The organism is Micromonospora radicis (genome assembly GCF_003583405.1).
GTDB lineage: Bacteria > Actinomycetota > Actinomycetes > Mycobacteriales > Micromonosporaceae > Micromonospora > Micromonospora radicis.
Genome location: NZ_QXEC01000007.1, coordinates 143709 through 160868 on the forward strand (window position 1 = coordinate 143709; position 17160 = coordinate 160868).

The 17160-nt window shown below is 71.3% G+C and carries 14 protein-coding genes and 1 pseudogene; 10 read left to right on the plus strand and 5 right to left on the minus strand.

What is annotated here, in order from left to right:
• Window positions 1–37 precede the first annotated feature (37 nt).
• Entirely contained in the window at window positions 38–1879 is a 1842-nt protein-coding gene (locus D2L64_RS09955; protein WP_119574656.1) for a family 43 glycosylhydrolase, read from the minus strand.
• Between the two features lie 295 nt (window positions 1880–2174).
• Here D2L64_RS09955 and D2L64_RS28250 point away from each other — a divergent pair, with 295 nt between their 5' ends.
• Genes D2L64_RS28250 through D2L64_RS09965 form a run of 3 tightly spaced genes read left to right on the plus strand, consistent with a single transcriptional unit; the run spans window position 2175 to window position 3633 of the window.
• Window positions 2175–2306, plus strand: a complete 132-nt coding sequence (locus tag D2L64_RS28250) for a hypothetical protein (RefSeq protein ID WP_267898665.1) — start codon at window positions 2175–2177, stop codon at window positions 2304–2306.
• Entirely contained in the window at window positions 2294–3055 is a 762-nt protein-coding gene (locus D2L64_RS09960) for an MBL fold metallo-hydrolase (RefSeq protein WP_119574797.1), read from the plus strand. Before D2L64_RS28250 ends, D2L64_RS09960 begins: the two co-directional genes overlap by 13 nt.
• The gene (locus D2L64_RS09965; RefSeq protein WP_119574658.1) at window positions 3052–3633 is read left to right on the plus strand and encodes a DedA family protein; all 582 of its coding nucleotides are present in this window, start codon (window positions 3052–3054) and stop codon (window positions 3631–3633) included. The genes D2L64_RS09960 and D2L64_RS09965 overlap by 4 nt, the downstream gene beginning before the upstream one ends.
• Here D2L64_RS09965 and D2L64_RS09970 read toward each other — a convergent pair.
• The 3 genes from D2L64_RS09970 to D2L64_RS09980 are packed head-to-tail and all read right to left on the minus strand — an operon-like array spanning window position 3566 to window position 7206.
• Window positions 3566–6001: an alkaline phosphatase family protein gene (locus tag D2L64_RS09970; RefSeq protein ID WP_233558888.1), complete on the minus strand. Its 2436-nt coding sequence runs from the start codon at window positions 5999–6001 to the stop codon at window positions 3566–3568. The two genes, D2L64_RS09965 and D2L64_RS09970, sit on opposite strands and share 68 nt — an antisense overlap.
• A 55-nt stretch (window positions 6002–6056) precedes the next feature.
• Complete coding sequence (locus D2L64_RS09975) at window positions 6057–6800, minus strand: DUF4184 family protein (RefSeq protein ID WP_119574660.1); 744 nt, start codon at window positions 6798–6800, stop codon at window positions 6057–6059.
• A gap of 25 nt (window positions 6801–6825) precedes the next feature.
• Complete coding sequence (locus D2L64_RS09980) at window positions 6826–7206, minus strand: MmcQ/YjbR family DNA-binding protein (protein WP_119574799.1); 381 nt, start codon at window positions 7204–7206, stop codon at window positions 6826–6828.
• Between the two features lie 278 nt (window positions 7207–7484).
• Here D2L64_RS09980 and D2L64_RS09985 point away from each other — a divergent pair, with 278 nt between their 5' ends.
• The 5 genes from D2L64_RS09985 to D2L64_RS10005 all read left to right on the plus strand — a co-directional run bounded on the left by D2L64_RS09985 (window position 7485) and on the right by D2L64_RS10005 (window position 13755).
• On the plus strand, window positions 7485–8954 hold the full coding sequence (locus tag D2L64_RS09985; RefSeq protein ID WP_233558889.1) for a hypothetical protein: 1470 nt from the start codon (window positions 7485–7487) through the stop codon (window positions 8952–8954).
• Window positions 8955–9080: 126 nt separating this feature from the next.
• Window positions 9081–9608: a (2Fe-2S)-binding protein gene (locus D2L64_RS09990; RefSeq protein WP_199714484.1), complete on the plus strand. Its 528-nt coding sequence runs from the start codon at window positions 9081–9083 to the stop codon at window positions 9606–9608.
• 2 nt (window positions 9609–9610) lie between these two features.
• Complete coding sequence (locus tag D2L64_RS09995) at window positions 9611–10606, plus strand: FAD binding domain-containing protein (protein ID WP_119574663.1); 996 nt, start codon at window positions 9611–9613, stop codon at window positions 10604–10606.
• A complete protein-coding gene (locus tag D2L64_RS10000; protein ID WP_119574665.1) occupies window positions 10603–12831 on the plus strand; it encodes a xanthine dehydrogenase family protein molybdopterin-binding subunit in 2229 nt (742 codons plus the stop codon). The genes D2L64_RS09995 and D2L64_RS10000 overlap by 4 nt, the downstream gene beginning before the upstream one ends.
• Window positions 12832–12957: 126 nt before the next feature.
• Entirely contained in the window at window positions 12958–13755 is a 798-nt protein-coding gene (locus D2L64_RS10005) for an SAM-dependent methyltransferase (RefSeq protein ID WP_119574667.1), read from the plus strand.
• Window positions 13756–14148: 393 nt separating this feature from the next.
• Here D2L64_RS10005 and D2L64_RS10010 read toward each other — a convergent pair.
• A pseudogene (locus tag D2L64_RS10010) lies at window positions 14149–15534 on the minus strand (LVIVD repeat-containing protein); the annotation flags it as partial.
• Window positions 15535–15764: 230 nt separating this feature from the next.
• Between D2L64_RS10010 and D2L64_RS10015 the strand changes: the two are divergent.
• Window positions 15765–16493, plus strand: coding sequence for a DUF305 domain-containing protein (locus D2L64_RS10015; RefSeq protein ID WP_233558890.1), 729 nt, complete (start codon window positions 15765–15767; stop codon window positions 16491–16493).
• A 73-nt stretch (window positions 16494–16566) separates the two neighbouring features.
• Window positions 16567–17085 carry a DinB family protein gene (locus D2L64_RS10020; RefSeq protein WP_119574671.1) on the plus strand — a complete coding sequence of 173 codons (519 nt, stop codon included), beginning with the start codon at window positions 16567–16569 and terminating at the stop codon, window positions 17083–17085.
• Window positions 17086–17160 lie beyond the last annotated feature (75 nt).

Here is a 17160-nt window from a genome sequence, read left to right on the forward strand (position 1 = left end):
GTCGGCCGGGCCCCACGGTGATCGGTCGGTCACCGGGTCACTGGAAGGACACGTCGTCGATGTAGAGGCTGTCGGTGCCCGCCGCCGTCTCGACGTAGAAGCGGGCGTTGGACAGGGTGCCGCTCCAGGACACGGTCGCGGTACCGGTCAGCTGGGTCCAGCCGTTGGCGTTGACCGTCGCCGCCGGGGTCAGCTGGACGTAGTTGGTGGTGCCGTTGGCGGTGACCGCCAGGGTCGGCCGCACCGAGGGGGTACCGCTCTGCGAACGTACCCAGAGCGTCGTCGTGTAGGTACGGCCGTTGGTCAGCCGGGACGTCATGTCCTGGCTGGGGCCGTTCCACGATCCGGTGCGTCCGGTGTGCAGCAGTGACCGGGTGCCGCCGCGTACGACGCTGGTGTTGGCGGAGAGCGTACCGCTGCCGAAGACCGACCAGCCGGTGGTGCCGCTCTCGATGTTGCCGTTGGTGAGCAGGTTGCCGCCGCTGCCGGAGCCGGCGGTGAACCGCCAGTTGTTGATGTTGAACAGGTAGCCGCTGCCGCCGGTGAAGCGCAGGTAGAGATCCCGGGTGCCGGTGGCGCCGCTGACGTTGCAGGTGGTGTTGGTCCAGTTCTGCCAGCCGCCGGTGCCGGCGACCGCGCAGGTGCCGACCAGCGGGCCGGTGGCGCTGTCCAGCCGCAGCTCGATGTTGCCGCCGCCGGAGCCGGAGGCGACCCGGGCGGTGAACGAGGAGGCGCCGGTGCCGAAGGCGACGCCGCGGACCCGGATCCAGTCGCCGTTCTCGATGAAGCCGACGTTCATGCCGCCCTCGCTGGACGCTTCGGTCTCGATGCCGTTGCCCCAGTTGATGGTCTCGGCCTCCTGGGTGACGTACGGGTTGAGGGTGCCGACCTGGGGTGGACCGGCGGTGGTCATGTTCATCACCGGTATCGACCCGTCGGCGTTGTAGGAGAACCGTTCCACCGCCACCGAACGGGTGAAGCCACCGCCGCCGGGCAACGCGCCGTTGTGGTAGAAGAAGTACGAGCTACCGGCGTAGTCGATGATCCCGGGGTGGTTGGTGAAGCTGGCGCCCTGCCGGGGCATGACCGTCCCCCGGTAGGTCCACGGCCCGGTGGGTCCGGGTGCGGTGGAGTACGCGATGAACTCGCCGCAGCATTCCGCCGCGAAGATGTTGTAGTAGGTGCCGTTGCGCTTGTAGACCCACGGCCCCTCCTCGTAGAGGGTCGGGCGGCTCGGGTTGCCGGTCCGGGTGCCGAATCCCGCCGTGGTCAGTGGGATCTGCGTCAGGCCGCCGGAGTACGAGATCATGTCAGGGTTCAGCCGGACGTACCACAGGTTCGGGTTGCCCCAGTAGAGGTACGCCTGGCCGTTGTCGTCGATGAAGGCGTGCGGGTCGATCTCGCCGTTGCCCAGCAGCGGGCGGCCCAGCGCGTCGCGGAACGGCCCGGTCGGTGAGCTGGACACCCCGACGCCGATCACCATCTGTCCATTCGAGCGCTGCCGCACCGGGACGTACCAGTAGAACTGGCCGTTGCGTTCGATGACGTGCCCGGCCCAGGCATTCGCGTCGGCCCAGGCGAACGTGCCCAGGTTCATCGGTACGCCGTGGTCGGTCCAGTTCGACATGTCGGTCGAGGAGAAGACCCGCCACTCGTTCATGGTGAAGTACGTCGAGCCGTCCTCGTCGCGTCCGGTGTAGACGTACACCCGGCCGTTGTGCACCAGTGGTGCCGGGTCGGCGGTGTAGATGTGCTGGACGATCGGGTTGTCCGCCTTCGCCGGCGCGGCGAAGAACGTCACCAGCATCAGTGGGGCGACCAGCCAGGCGAGCCGACGCCTGGTACGTGCGCTGCGGAGCAGCGCAGATGCGAGTTTCACGGTGGACTCCTGGTGGTGGTGGGCGTCCGTGACCCAGCCGGTCCGGGACGGGACTGTTGCGGCCGGGGCGGAACAGGGTGCGGGAACTGATCAAGCCATGCAGACTGATGGATGTTAGCGCCAACATCAAGTCAATCGGCGGCTCCCGTCGCGCGCGATCGTCACAGGGGCGAAACCTGTAGTGGTCCGGCGAGGCGAAGGAGTCGACGCCGTGGTTGAGCTTCGGCGGAACGAGTAACTGACGGCAAACCGAGGTCCGCAGCTCGCCTTCGACTCCCGGCCGTCACGCTAACATGTGAGCGATCACACGAACAAGAAGGCGATCGATCCGACGGCGCCTGGCCCGACGCCGGATGCGGTGTGCTGCGCGGCGCCGGATACGGTGGCAGGCGTGACGGCGGTGCGGGTGACGGTGTGGTCCGACTGACCTGGCACGGACACAGCACCGTGTGGCTCGAGGATTCCGGCACCCGGCTGCTCACCGACCCGTTGCTGCGGGATCGGCTGGCCCACCTGCGCCGTCGGCGTGGTCCGACCCCGCGACTGCCGGCCGCGCCGGACGCCGTACTCGTCTCCCACCTGCACGCCGACCACCTGGACTTCGCCTCGCTGCGCCGGCTGCCCGCCGACACCACCCTGGTGGTGCCGGCGGGCGCCGCGCCGCTGGTCCGCCGGGCTCTGGGGGTGGCCGGGCGGCGTTGCACGGAGCTGGCCGCCGGCGAGCGGACCACCATCGGCGCCGTCACGGTCAGCGCGGTGCCCGCCGCCCATCCCGATGCCCGCGGTCCCTGGTCCCGGCAGCGGGCGTCCGCCGTCGGCTACCTGGTCGAGGGCCGGGCACGTACCTGGTTCGCCGGGGACACCGCGCTGTTCGACCAGATGGCCGATCTCGGTCCGGTCGATCTGGCGCTCATCCCGGTCGGCGGGTGGGGCCCCACGCTCGGCGCCGGCCATCTGGACCCGTCGACGGCGGCCGAGGCCGTCCGGCGGGCCGCGACGGGGTGGGCGGTGCCGATCCACTACGGCACCTTCTGGCCGGTCGGCTGTGACCGGATCCGGCCGGATCGTTTCTTCCAGCCCGGCGACGACTTCGCTCGGCACGCCGCGCGCGTGGCACCACGGACCCGGGTACGGGTGCTGCAACCGGGTGAGTCGTTCACCGTGCCGCGGTCATGACGGCGACGTTCGGCGCGTTGGCCTGGCTGGCCCTGGTGGTGCTGTGCGGTGCCGTGGTCCCGGTGGTGCCGACCGGTGCGGCGGTCAGCGGGGCCGCCGCCCTTGCCGCGCACCAGGATCCGGTGACCGTGTTGCTCGTCGTGCTCGCCGGAGCCGTCGGCGCGTACGTGGGTGACCTGGCGGTGTATCTGGTGCTCAGTCGGGGTGGGGAGGGCATCGCCCGCCGGTTGCGCTGGCTGCGCGGCCCGTCCCGGCTCGACCGGGTGTCGGCGCGGGTGCGCCAGGGCCGGGTGTCGCTGTTCCTGGTGTCGCGGCTCGTTCCGGGTGGCCGGTTGCCGGTGTTGTTGGCGGCGGCGGTGACCGGGTTGACCTGGCGTCGGTTCGCCGTCGCCAACCTGCCGGCCTGCCTGCTGTGGTCGGCGCTGTACGCCGCGATCGGCGTGCTCGGTGGGGCCGTCTTCACCGAGCCGTGGCAGGGTGTGGTCGCCGCGATCCTGCTCGTGGTGCTGCTCAGCCAGGGACTGGGCTGGTTGGGGCGGCGCCGGCCGGTGCCGGCTGGGCCACCGGCGACCCCGTAGCCGGCGCCCGCTCAGCCACCGGCGACCCGGCAGCCGGCGCTGTTGTCGGCCGCTGACGTGGGTCGCCGGTAGGCGGCCGGGGCGGCTCCGCCAGCTGCCCGGTGGTTCGCCCCGGCGGCCCGAGCAGGTCCGACCCGAGCACGTCCGACCCGAGCACGTCCGGTGTGGTCGGGCCCGGTGTGTCGTCGGGTCGGCGCAGGCCGAGCCGGTGCAGCCAGCGCAGCAGTTGCCGGTGCACGGCCTCCGGTCCGACCAGTTCACCCTCCTCCTGCGGCCAGTCGGCCGGATGGACGAGCAGTGCGTCGTTCTGCCAGCCGCCGAGCCCACCGTGGCTGCCGACCAGTTCCTCGAAGGCCGGCACCTCGTCCAGGCCGGGATCCACCGCGCTGATCACGACCAGGTCGCCGACGTGCTCCATCTCCTGGTGGCGCAGCAGGTCGTGCCGGGCTCTGGGCCCGTACGGCGTCAGCGGGTCGACGCCGTCGACCCGGCCGTCGCGCAGCCGGTGGGTGCCGGCCGGGCCGACGGCCACCGGACCGACGGCGGAGTCGACGACGACCAGCCCGATGCCGGGATGGGCGGCCAGCCCCTCGATCAGACCGGGTGCCACCGCGTCGACGCGTTGCCGGGACAGCCGCCCCGGATGGTCGGCCAGGTAGATCATCGCGAGGTTGCCGGAGGCCACCACCACCGTCTGCGGGTCGGCCGGGTCGAGCACCGCCAGGTCCGCCTCGCTCGGATCCAGGCCCGTCGTCTCCGGCGCCACCCGGGGACGGGCCACCCGGGCCGCCGCGGCGGTCACCGCGCTGCGGCCGGCCACCTCGGCGAGCAGCCGGTCGACCCGCCCCCGCGTCTCGTCCGGCCCTGCCGACCCGCCCGCGGCCGGCGGTGCCGCCACCACCGTCGGCGACGCGGTCAACCGGGTCACCAGCTGGGTCAGTGACTCGCCGTAGCGCTGCCGGAACGTGGCGCCCTGGCTCTGCCCGTGGTCGCTGAGCACGACGACGTGGTAACGACGGGTCGCCTCGGTCGCCAACCGTTGCAGGATGCCGAGAGTGTGGTCGAGGGCCTCGAGCGCGGCCATCGCCTCCGGACGGGCGGGCCCGGCGTGGTGGGCCACCTCGTCGTAGTCGACGAAGTCGCAGAAGATCACCGGAGCGCCACGGGCCATCTGCTCGGCGATCAGCGAGACGTTGAGGTCGTTGAGCAGGCTGGCCAGGGGCCGCAGCGCCAGGTAGGAGCCACCCCGGTCGGCGCGGGGCTGGACACCGCGTACCCGGCGGCGCCGCGCCTCGTGCAGTTCGCGCAGCACCTGGCCGGCGCCGAGCACCACCGTGCGGGCGAAGCCGTAGGGGCTGGTCATGAAGGCCGCGTAGCCGGGGGTGGAGCGGCCCGGCAGGCCGGCGCGGCTGACGGTGAACAGGCTGGTGGAGGCGTCGCCGGAGAAGGCGGTGCTGATGCTGACGCCGCCGTCGCACAGCAGGCCCCGACCGGTGGAGATGCGCCGCTCGACCTCGGCGGCGTCGCGGGGCCGGCTGGTGACCACGAGTCGGCCGGTGGGCCGTTCGTCGTCACCGGTTGCCTTCTCGTACCAGCGGTAGGCCGGCACGTGGCGGGTCTCGCCGTGCAGCAGCCCCGCCTGGGCGGCCGGGGTGGTGGCGGGCAGGCCGGTGTGCCAGCGGGTCATCCGATGGCTGCCACCGCGCAGCCACCGGCCCATGGTGGGCAGGTTGCCGGCGCGTACCGCCCACTGCAACACGGGGGCGGCCACCCCGTCCAGTTGGATGATCAGCAGCCCGTCGCGTGGTGGCTGGTCGGCCCGGGTACCGCTGGCGGGTCGGCGGGGTCGCCAGCCCGGTCGGCGGCCGGTGCGGCGCCGAACCCGGTTCATCAGCCGTCGCATCTCGCTGACGAACGTGTCGTCGGTGCCGGCGTCGGCGAGCCAGTTGACCGCTGCGGCGAGCGCGACGGCGAGCCAGGCGGCGACGAAGGCGACGCCGAACCCGGCCACGTGCGCCTCGGGGGCCAGCCGCAGCGCCACGTACATCACCACGGCCTGCACGCCGACGCCGATGGCCAGGGCACCGAGCCCACCCAGCGCGGTGGCCAGCGCCAGCAGCAACGGTCGCAGCACCGCCCCGACCACGCTGACCAGGCCGACCAGCCAGAGCAGGCCGACCAGGCCGGTGGTGGTGACCCCGGGCAGCAGCCAGAACGTCGCGCTGAGCACCGCGAAGGAGGTCACCATGCTGCGCAGCAGTGCCCGGACCCGCGCGATGGTCGGCCGGTGGTAGTCGCGCAGCACCCGCAGGCCGACCCGAACGGACTCGGGCCGGGCGGTTTCACCGGCAGCCACCTGCGGTTCCATCCCGCCACCATGCCACACCCCGGCCAGCAAGATCGGAAAGGTCCGGGGCGCCGGTTCACCCGGCGGGACCGGGTGGCCGAGCCCGTACCGCGAGGCCGCCGGCCAGCAACGCCAGGCCGGCGAGGTGGATCAGGCGTACGCCGGTGGGTGCGGGCAACGACGCGCCCGGCAGCAGCGGCACGGTGAGCAGTCCCACGACGGCGACGGCGCCGGCCGACGACCAGAACAGCACGGGTCGGCGGGGCACGGCGGCAGGTGCCTGCGCGCAGGGGGCGAGCCGTCGTGGAAGACGCGCCGCGCACCAGAGCACCACCGCGGCCCCCAGCAGCGTGCTGGTCAGATCCGACACGGTCCACCAGGGCAGGTCGGTGACGCTGGACCAGCGCACACCGAACACCACCGACAACCAGTCGTCGGTGTGCGTGAGCCAGTCCCAGGCGAGGTGGCTTCCGGCACCGAGCAGCGCCGAGCTGACGGTGATCCACCATCGGTGCCGGCGACCCGCCAGCGAACCGTAGCGCGGCCAGCCGAAGCGCCGGCTCGGCGGCAGTTGGGCGGCGACGGTGGCGATCGACGACCGGAACACCCAGGCGTACCCCAACGCCACCGGCAGACACCACCAGAACAGCGCCGGCCAGGCATGGGTGTCGGCGAAGGTGCGCCCGTCCGAGCCGGCGACCAGGTAGGCCACGTCCGGGGCGACGGCACCGGTCGCCAACGCCACCCCGTCGAACCACCGTGGCCGCCACAGCTTCAGCGGCAGCACCGGCGCCAGGTGCGAGGGGAAGGTCAACGGCACCGCGGCAGGGTAGCCGCCGCCGGTGTCACCGGGCGGCGAGGTGCTCGTCGAACTCGGTGGCGAGGGCCTGCGGTGCGCGCATCCGCCAGGCGTCGGTGACCAGCTCCGCCAGGCGACCCACGTCGACCCGGTCCAGCCGGAGCATGACCAGCGGCAGGCCGTCGTAGCCCGCGGTGGTGAAGAAACTCTCCGGCTCGCCCAGCAGCAGCGCCTGCTTCTCGGCCTCGTCGCCGACGAACAGCACCGCGATGTCGGTGCGGATGACGCGCGGCCTGCCGGGCTGGCGCTCCGGGTAGGACCAGACGAAGCCCTTGTCGGCGACCCGGAAGTCGAACCCGTCGCTGTCGACCTCCACCACCCCGGGCAGGGCCAGGGCCAGGCGACGGACGTCGTCGGCGTCAGCCATCACGGCTCCCACGGGACACGGCCTGCTGCATGGAGTCAGGTTAGTGGTCCGGTCCGACATCGTGGTGCGGTCCGGTGGTCGGTGGCCGGTGGCCGGTGGCCGCAGCGGCCCTGGGCGGGCCGGTCGGCGGGTAGGGAAACCCCTGATTCCTTCGCGGTGGCCAGCACCTAGAGTCGGTTCCACGGTCGCCGTCCGGCTCCGGCCCACCGTCCGTGACGACGTTGCGCCCGGCCTGGTCCGGCGCGCGTGACCCGCCGATCCGACGAGGGAGCCTCCCGGTGCGCAAGCTTGTCTCCACGGTGGTGACGGTGACGCTGCTGCTCGCCACGGCGAGTTGCACCGGCCGGTCGCCGGAGGACCGGTTCGGACCGGTCGACGAGGACCCGTACAGCGAATCGGCGCTGCGGTACGGGATGGCCCCCGTACCGCATCCCGACCTGACGTACCAGCCCGACGTGGTGCTCGTCGGCGGCGGCGGCCGGTCGGTCCGGTCGGTGACCGCCGACGGTCTGACCTGGCGGATCGACGGCGTCGCTCCCCGGGCCGACGACCTCGCCCCCGGCAAGATCATGTTCGTTACCGGTCGCGGCGTCGGCCGGGTGCTCGACCTCCAGCGCGAACAGGGCGACCTGCTGGTCACCATCGGGCCGGTCACCGTCACCGACGTGATCCGCGACGGCACCCTGGAGAAACAGGGCATCGTGATCGAGAATCCGGTCGCCTACCAGGCCGGGGAGCCGCTCTGGGCAGCCCCGGAGGAGGCGGCCGACGCGCTGCCCACCCCGTCCGGCAAGGTCGGCCGCGGTGCACCGTTGGGACTGGCACCGTTGCCACCCCGGCCGGAGCAGCCGGCCCCGATCCGGGGCGGCGGTGAGGTCAAGTCGGTGGTGGCCAACTTCTCCACCGGGGTCAGCCTGAACAGCGGTGCCTCGGTCAGCTTCAACTACGACCGCAACAACACCAAGCTCTTCGGAAGGGCCGCGCTCACCTTCGACCGGCCGACGGCGGACTTCCATCTGACCATCAAGGGCGGCTCGGTGACCCGGGCGGACCTGTCGATCAGCGGCGGCTTCGGGGTCCGGTACTCGTTCGAGGCCGGGCTCGACGACGGCCAGAACATCCGGGCGGTGCTGCCCGTCCCGGTGGAGTTCAGCATCCCGCTCGGTACCGTGCTGGGCGTGCCGTTGGCCCTGACCATCAGCCAGACGGTCACGGTCACCACGGCCTTCGGCGCGAAGCTGGGCACCATCAAGGGCGGCGGCGAGTTCTCCCTCGCCGGTTCGCTCGGCTACGGGTACGCCAACGGCGCCTTCGGGCCGCAGATCAGCAAGAACTTCCAGCGCAAAGACAGTCTGATCAACTCGCTGCGCGGGGTACCGGTCGGCGTGATGGGGCTGGTCGTCGGCCACAACGTGCGCTTCGACGTGGGGTTCAGCGCCTTCGTGCTCAAGGCCGGTCTCTTCTTCGAGCTGTCGACGACCTACGGGACGACGATGGGCTCGGCGATGGGGTCGCCGGTGGCGGTCTGTCGGGGGGTGGGCCTCGGCGTGTGGGCGTCGTACGGCATCGGCTACACCATCCTCGAGCCGGTGGTTAACGTGATCAACAAGTTCCTCAGCCTGGTGAAGATCAGCCCGATCGACTCGTCCGGGAAGTTGGGGTCGAAGCCGTACCGGATCCACCACGCACAGGAGATCATCCCACCGGGCACCGCGCTCTGCGGCGATCCGCTCTCCTTCGCCAACTGATCCGGGTCGGTCGGTCACGGCTACCGGCGCGATGTCGGCGTCCGATCCGCAGTTAGCCCACTTCACGCCGATTCGAGAAGCTTATCCTTCGTGTACGGCATGTCCGGACAACTCAACGGAGGGGCGATGAGTCGAGTCGATGGCACGCGCGGCAGCGGAGGACCCGCCGCTCCGGCCGGCGGCAGCGGGGTGCAGGTACGCCTGACCGTGAACGGCAGCGCGCACGACCTGCACCTCGACAACCGGGTCACCCTGCTCGACGCGCTCCGCGACGAACTGGACCTGGTCGGCACCAAGAAGGGCTGCGACCAGGGCGCCTGCGGTGCCTGCACGGTGCTGGTCGACGGCCGGCGGGTGCTGTCCTGCCTCACCCTGGCCGCGCAGTGCGAGGGCCGGCAGGTGACCACGATCGAGGGACTCTCCCCCGACGGGCACCGACACCCGCTACAGGAGGCGTTCGTCCGCCACGACGCCTTCCAGTGCGGCTACTGCACTCCGGGCCAGATCATGTCCGCGCTCGCCCTGCTGCAGGAGCGCCGGGCCGGCTCCGACGAGGAGATCCGCGAGTTCATGAGCGGCAACCTCTGCCGCTGCGGCGCGTACCCCAACATCGTGGCCGCGATCCGCGAGGTCGCCGCTCAGGGAGTCGGATAGCGGTGCGCGAGTTCGAGTACCTGCGGCCCGACGACGTGGCCTCGGCCGTCACGCTGGTCCGCGAGAAGCCCACCGCACAGTACCTCGCCGGGGGAACCACCCAGGTCGACCTGATGCTCAAGGACGGCATCCTCGATCCCGAACGGGTCGTCGACATCACCCGGCTGCCGCTCCGCGGCATCGCCGCCGACGACCGGACACTGCGGGTCGGCGCGCTGACCACGATGGAGGAACTAGCCGCCGACTCGACGGTCACCCGACGTCTGCCGCTGGTCCGGACCGCGCTGCTGGCCGGAGCGTCGACGCAGCTCCGCAACATGGCGACGATCGGCGGCAACCTGTTGCAGCGCACCCGCTGCCGCTACTTCCGCGATCCGACCGTGCCCGACTGCAACAAGCGGACCCCGTCGTCGGGATGCGCCGCGATCACCGGCGCGGGGGCCCGGATGCACGCGATCCTCGGCGCCGGCGACAGCTGCATCGCGTTGCACGCCTCCGACCTCTGCGTACCGCTGGTGGCGCTGGACGCCGTGGTCCGGATCCGCGGCGTCGACGGTGAACGGGCGATCCCGCTGACCGAGTTCTACGTGCTGCCCGGTGACCGGCCGGACATCGAGACCGTGCTGCGCCACGGCGACCTGGTCACCGCCGTCGAGGTGCCGTTGCCACCGGCCGGCGCCCGATCCGGCTACCTGAAGGTACGTGACCGGGCGTCGTACGAGTTCGCGCTGGTCTCCGTCGCTGCCGTCCTCGTCATCGAGGACGGCACGATCGCCGAGGCCCGGGTCGGTCTCGGCGGGGTCGGCACGGTTCCCTGGCGGGCCCGGGCGGCCGAACGCGTCCTCACCGGCGCACCGCCGGACACCGAGACCTTCCGCGCGGCGGCGCGGGCCGAACTCGCCGACCCGTTCACCGTGCCGGGTACCGCCTTCAAGCCGGAGCTGGCCCGACGCACCATGGTGCGCGCCCTGCAGACCGTGGCGGGAGGCCCGGCATGACGATGACCGAGCCGACGACGGTCGTGGGGGCCGGCGTGGACCGGGTGGACGGGCCGCTGAAGGTGACCGGCGCGGCCGCCTACCCCTCCGACGTCAGCTATCCCGGCACGACCCACGTGGCGTTGGTCCGCAGCACGATCGCCGCGGGCCGGATCTCCGCCGTCGACACCGCTGCGGCCGAGGCGATGCCCGGTGTGCTGGCGGTCATCACCCACCGCAACGCGCCGCGGCTGGCCGACGGGCCGGCGACCAACCTCGGACCGACCCCACCGATGCCGATGCAGGACGACCGGATCCGCTACCACGGGCAGTACGTGGCCGTGGTGGTCGCCGAGAAGGCGTACCAGGCGGCGGCCGCCGCGCGTACCGTCGTCGTCGCCTACGACCGCACCGAGCCCGTGCTGGCCATCGACGATCCCGCCGGTGAGCTGCGCGAGAACCCGTTCGGCATGGACTCCGACCGGGGTGACGTCGAGGGCGGTCTCGCCGGCGCCGACGTGGTGCACGAGGCGACCTACACCACCGCGGCGAACACGAACAACCCGCTCGGGCTCTTCACCACCGTCGCGGTCTGGGAGGACGAGCAGCTCACCGTGCACGACAGCACCCAGTGGACGTCCAACACCCACGTCACCCTCGCCCAGGTGTTCGGGCTGCCGCAAGACGCGGTGCGGGTCTACGCCAAGTACGTCGGTGGCGGCTTCGGCTCCGGCCTGCGGGTCTGGCCGCACGTGATCCTGGCGGTGCTCGCCGCGCGTACGGTGCGGCGGCCGGTGAAGCTGACGCTGACCCGCCCGCAGATGTTCACCGGGGTCGGTCACCGCCCCGACACGGTGCAGCGGATCAGGATCGGTGCGCGGCGCGACGGCACTCTGCTGGCCATCGAGCACCAGGCTACCCAGACCCTCTCGGTCGACGACGAGAACCTCGAGCCGCTGGCGATGGCCAGTGCCGGCGCGTACGCCTGCGCGAACGTGACCACCCGGGACCGGCAGCGGCGGCTGAACATCCCAGCCCCCGGATCGATGCGGGCGCCCGGCGAGGCGCAGGCGAACTTCGCCCTGGAGTCGGCGCTCGACGAGTTGTCGTACCGGTTGGGGATGGACCCCCTGGACCTGCGGCTGCGCAACTATGCCGAGGTCCATCCGCAGTTCGGCCTGCCCTGGTCGAGCAAGGCGCTGCGGGAGTGCTACACGGTGGGCGCCCAGCGGTTCGGCTGGGCCCGCCGGGATCCGCGGATCGGCGCGATGCGCGACGGCGGTTGGCTGGTCGGCTACGGCATGGCCGGGGTCACCTACCCCCGGTGGCAGGTGCCCTGCCAGGCCCGGGCCTCGATCGGGCGGGACGGCACCGGCTACGTACGCAGCGCCGCCACCGACATCGGCACCGGGACGTACACGGTGATGCAGCAGCTCTCGGCGGAACTGCTGGGGCTACCGCTGGACCAGGTCCGGTTCGACCTCGGCGACTCGGACATGCCGATGTCACCGCAGGCCGGTGGTTCGGGTCTGACCGGCGCGCTGGGCAACGCGGTGTACGCCGGTTGCCGCGAGTTGATCCGCAAGTTCCTCGACCTGGTCGCCACGGACATCCGGTCGCCGCTGCGGGGCTGCACCGTCGACGACGTCGCGGTCGGCGGCGGGCGCATCTACCACCGGGCCGATCCGCGGCAGGGTGAGGGATACGTGACGATTCTCGACCGGCACGGGCTCGACGAGTTGACCGCCGACGGAACGAGCACGCCGCCCGACCCGCAGGAGATCGGCATGGCCACCGCGGGTGCCTTCGCGGCCAAGTTCGTCGAGGTGCACGTCGACCCCGACCTCGGGCTGCTGCGGATCCCCCGGGTCGTGTCCGTGGTCGACGGCGGGCGGATCCTCAACGAGAAGCTGGCCCGCAGCCAGATCATCGGGGCGACGGTCGGTGGGATCGGTCACGCGCTGTTGGAGGAGACCGTCACCGATCCCCGTACCGGCCGCGTCGACAACGCCACCTTCGGCGACTACCTGGTGCCGGTCAACGCCGACGTCGGCGAGGTGGACGTCGTCTTCGTCGGCGCGCCCGACCGGGCCACCCCGATCGGCACCAAGGGGGTCGGCGAGGTCGGCCTGCCCGGCATCGCCGCGGCGGTCGCCAACGCCGTCCACCACGCCACCGGCCGGCGGATCCGGTCCCTGCCGATCACGCTCGACCAGTTGCTCACCGCCGAGGCGACGACCGGGTAGCCGAGACCGGTCGCTTGCCGGCGACGGGACGGCTCGCGTCGACAGTGGACGGCTCGTCGGTACGATGTGCCGGTCGTACCACAGCAGTGGTCCTCACCCCGACGACTTTCTCGATTGGAGCCTGGCATGGCCGGCCCGGATTCCGAACTCGCCGCGAAGCTGCAACCCGAGATCCCGCACGCCGCCCGGATCTGGAACTACTGGATGGGCGGCAAGGACAACTTCCAGTCCGACCGGGCGGCCGGTGACGCGGTGGCCGAGGTCTATCCCGAGATCGTGGTGATGGCGCAGCAGTCCCGTCGGTTCCTCATCCGGGTGGTGCGGCACCTGGCCGCCGAGGCCGGCATCCGGCAGTTCCTGGACATCGGCACCGGCCTGCCCACCCTGCAGAACACCCACGAGGTCGCCCAGTCGGTCGCACCCGAGTCGCGGATCGTCTACGTGGACAACGACCCGATGGTGCTGGTGCACGCCCGGGCGCTGCTGGGCAGCACGACCACCGAGGGGGTCACCACGTACGTGCCGGCCGACTACCACGACCCGGAGAAGATCCTCGCCGCGGCGGCGGAGACGCTGGACTTCGACCAGCCCGTCGCGGTGATGTTCATGGGCGTGATGGGCTACGAGCCGGACCTGGAGTCGGTGCGCTCGATCGTCGGGACGGTGATGGGCGCGACCGCGTCCGGCAGCCACCTGGTGTTCTGGGACGGCACCGACACCAGCCCGTCGGTGGTCGCCGGTGCGGAGCGGCTGGCGCAGAGTGGCGGCGTGCCGTACATCCTGCGCAGCCCGGAGCAGATCGCCGGCTGCTTCGAGGGGTTGACGATGGTGGAGCCGGGTCTGGTGCCGATCACGTTGTGGCGGCCGGACGACGCCGACGCGGAGGCGATCGACGCGTACGGTGCGGTGGCCCGCAAGCCCTGACCACGGTCTCGTGGCGCCCACCACCGGGCGGCCACGACAGGCGAGCAGGGCTCCGGCCCGGCGGAGGACCGCCGGGCCGGAGCTGTTGTGCTGTCGTACGGGGGATGCGGATCAGCTCGTCCGCACCGAACCGTTGACCTTGCTGTCGCGGATGGTGGCGCCGATGGCGTCCACCGAACCGTTGACCTTGCTCTCCACGATCGACACCACGGAGGCGTTGACCGCGTGGATCGAGCCGTTGAGGTTCGAGTTGAACACGATCAGGCCGGCACCCGGGTTGACCTTGATCGCCCCGTTCTGGGTCACCCCGTCCATGCAGGTGATGCCGGAGTTGATGGTCAGGCTGCCGTTCTGCTTACCGCGCAGGATGGTGGTGCAGGCCGGGTAGCTGGGCTGGGTCTGCACGTTCAGTTCGTCGAAGGCGATCGCCCGGGCGTTGTTGGTCAGCGGGTCATCCAGCTTGAGGACGTCCAGACCCTTCTGGATGTCGTTGGAGTAGATGTACCCGTTGTGCCAGTACGTCGACCACGAGCCACCGAGGATGGACCGGGTCTCCGAGAGCGGGCCGCGCTCCCAGAAGGCGATCTCGACCGGGTTGGCGGAGTCGGTGAAGTCGATCACCGAGATGCCACCCTGGTACCACGCCTGCACCATGATGTCGCGGCCCATGGCCGGGATCAGCGAGCCGTTGTGGGCGACGCAGTTCTCCCGGGGGCTGTTCAGCCGCGGAATCTTGAAGTAGCTCTTGAAGACCAGCTGCCGGCCGGCGCCAGTGCCCACGATGTCGTAGATCGCGTTCGCGCCCTGGTTGGTCCGGTAGTTGGCGGTGCAGATCGCGCCGCTGCCGCCACCGAGTTCGTCGGTGAACAGCACCTTGGTGCCGGCGTTGTTGAACGTGGCCGAGTGCCAGAACGCGAAGTTGGTGTCGCGCACCTGGCTCAGGATCACCGGGTTCGTCCGGTCGGAGATGTCCATCAGCACGCCGTCACCCATGCAGGCGCCGGCCGCGAGGTCCAGCTCCGGGTAGACGGTGATGTCGTGGCAGCCGCTGGTGTTGGTGTTGCCGCCGTCCGGGAAGAGCACCGGGGTGGCGACGACGGCGGAGCTGGTCGGGTCGGCCAGCGGCGTCTTGATGATGGAGATCTTGTCGTGCGGCGGCTTGCAGTACGCCCCGCTGCCGTTGGCCGGCGGGCCGTACGACTGCACGTAGACGTAGACGTCCTTGCCGTCCTTGCTCGGCGCCAGCGTCAGGGTGTGCGACCCGCAGTCGGTGCGAACCGACTTGATGTACTGCGGGTTGGACTTGTCGCTGATGTCGAAGATCCGCACGCCCTCCCAGTGGTCGGGGTTGGCGACCGAACCACCCGCGCTGTTGCACGAGTCGTCGCTGCGGACCGCGTCGACGGCGAGGAACAGCAGGTCGCCGAAGACCGACGGGTCACCCTGCGAACCCGGACAGACGACCTGGCTGACCACCTGCGGCGAGGCGGGGTCGCTGACGTCGAAGATGTTGAAGCCGTTGTAGTTGCCGGCGAACACGTAGTTGCCCTGGAACGCCAGGTCCGAGTTGTACGACGCCTCGGTGGCGAACGCGCCGAACTTCGGGACGTTCGCGATCTGGGTCAGGTTCGGGCTGTGGACGATCTCGTCCACCGCCGGGATGGTGTTCTCGGCGGCGCTGGCGGGTGTTGCCGCCCCGACGGCCGCGAGGAGAAGGGCGCCTGCGGCGGCCAGGCTGAGCGCCAGCCTTCGGCTCCCTCGTGGGGTTGGATCGAACATGTAGGACACCCTTCGTCATGGGTGAGCAGGGGTAGCGGGAGGTTAACCCTGTTAGTCGGCTGAGTTCTTCGGCCTTCTGGTCACGGTTCAGCAACAGCGGCAGCGATCGGCGGGCGCAAATTGCACCAGGTGGGGCGCAATGCGTCCTTTCTCAGATCGCAGCCCTCCCGCCGCAGGTCAGGGCCGCGCTACCATCCCGGCCATCCTCGGACCAACGGTGGGAGCAAGTTGTGCTAGGTGTACTGATCCGGGCGCTTCGCGGGCGATCGCGGAGGATTCTGCTGATCGAACTGGCCGTACTCGCGGTGCTCGCGGCCGGAGTGGCGCTGGTCGTCTGGTGGCCCGACGGTGACGCGCAGCCGACGGCGACGACCGGCACTCCCGACCCGATCGAGCTGCCCGGCCTGCCCGACTCCACCGCTCCGGTGCTGATGCCCGGACGGCCCGGCGAGTCGGCGCAGTCCGTCCCGGCGAACGAGATGACGCCGATGGCCCGCGAGCCGCACAACAACGCCGACATCCGCTTCGTGACGATGATGATCCCGCACCACGAGCAGGCGCTGGTGATGGCGAGGCTGGTTCCGGATCGAGCCGAGAACGCGGGGCTCAAGCTCATCGCGGAGCGGATCCTGGCCGCCCAGGAACCGGAGATCAAGATGTTGGAGACCTGGCTGACGGAACGGGGTCTGAACCGCGACGCCGGTGCCGGCCACGGGCACAGCATGGGTGGCATGCAGTCGGCGGAGGCGCTCAACCGGCTCACCGCCGCCCGCGGCGCGGAGTTCGACCGGCTCTTCGTGACGATGATGACCGACCACCACCAGGGCGCGATCGACATGGCGGGCGAGACGCTGGTGCTGGGTACCGACCCGATCATCAACCAGTGGGCCAGCAGCACCACGGTCGAGCAGAGCGTCGAGATCAGGCGGATGCGGGAGACGCTGGCCAACGGCGACTGACCGGCGACCGGCCGGCCCGGAATGTCAGGGGTCGCCGCTAGCCTGCGGCTGACGCCGACGAGAGGAGCCGTCCATGGCAACGGCGACACTGCCGCCCGAGCGCGCCGACCTGTTGGAGACGCTGCAGAAGCACCGCTTCTTCCTGCGCCACACCGCCCGTGACCTGACCGACGAGCAGGCCGGGCAGCACAGCACCGCGAGCGAGCTGTGCGTGGGCGGGCTGATCAAGCACACGGCGTACATCGAGGCAGGCTGGGCCGGCTTCATCGTGGAGGGTGCCGCCGCGCTGTCCAGCGGGGCCGATCCGGCCGCCTACGAGCAGCACGCGAACTCGTTCCGGATGCTGCCGGGTGAGACGCTCGCCGGTGTGCTCGCTGCCTACGACCAGGTCGCGGGGCGCACCGACGAACTGGTCCGCACCCTGCCGGATCTGGACGCCGGTCAACCGCTGCCCGAGGCACCGTGGTTCGAGGCGGGGGCCCGCTGGTCGGCGCGGCGGGTGTTTCTGCACATCATCGCCGAGACGGCCCAGCACGCCGGCCACGCCGACATCGTCCGCGAGGCGATCGACGGCGCCAAGAGCATGGGTTGACGGGGCCGCCGCGAGTCCGGCCGCAGGCCCGGCCCGGAGCGCGGTGACTGGCATACTCGGCCGGGCCAGGGTGGG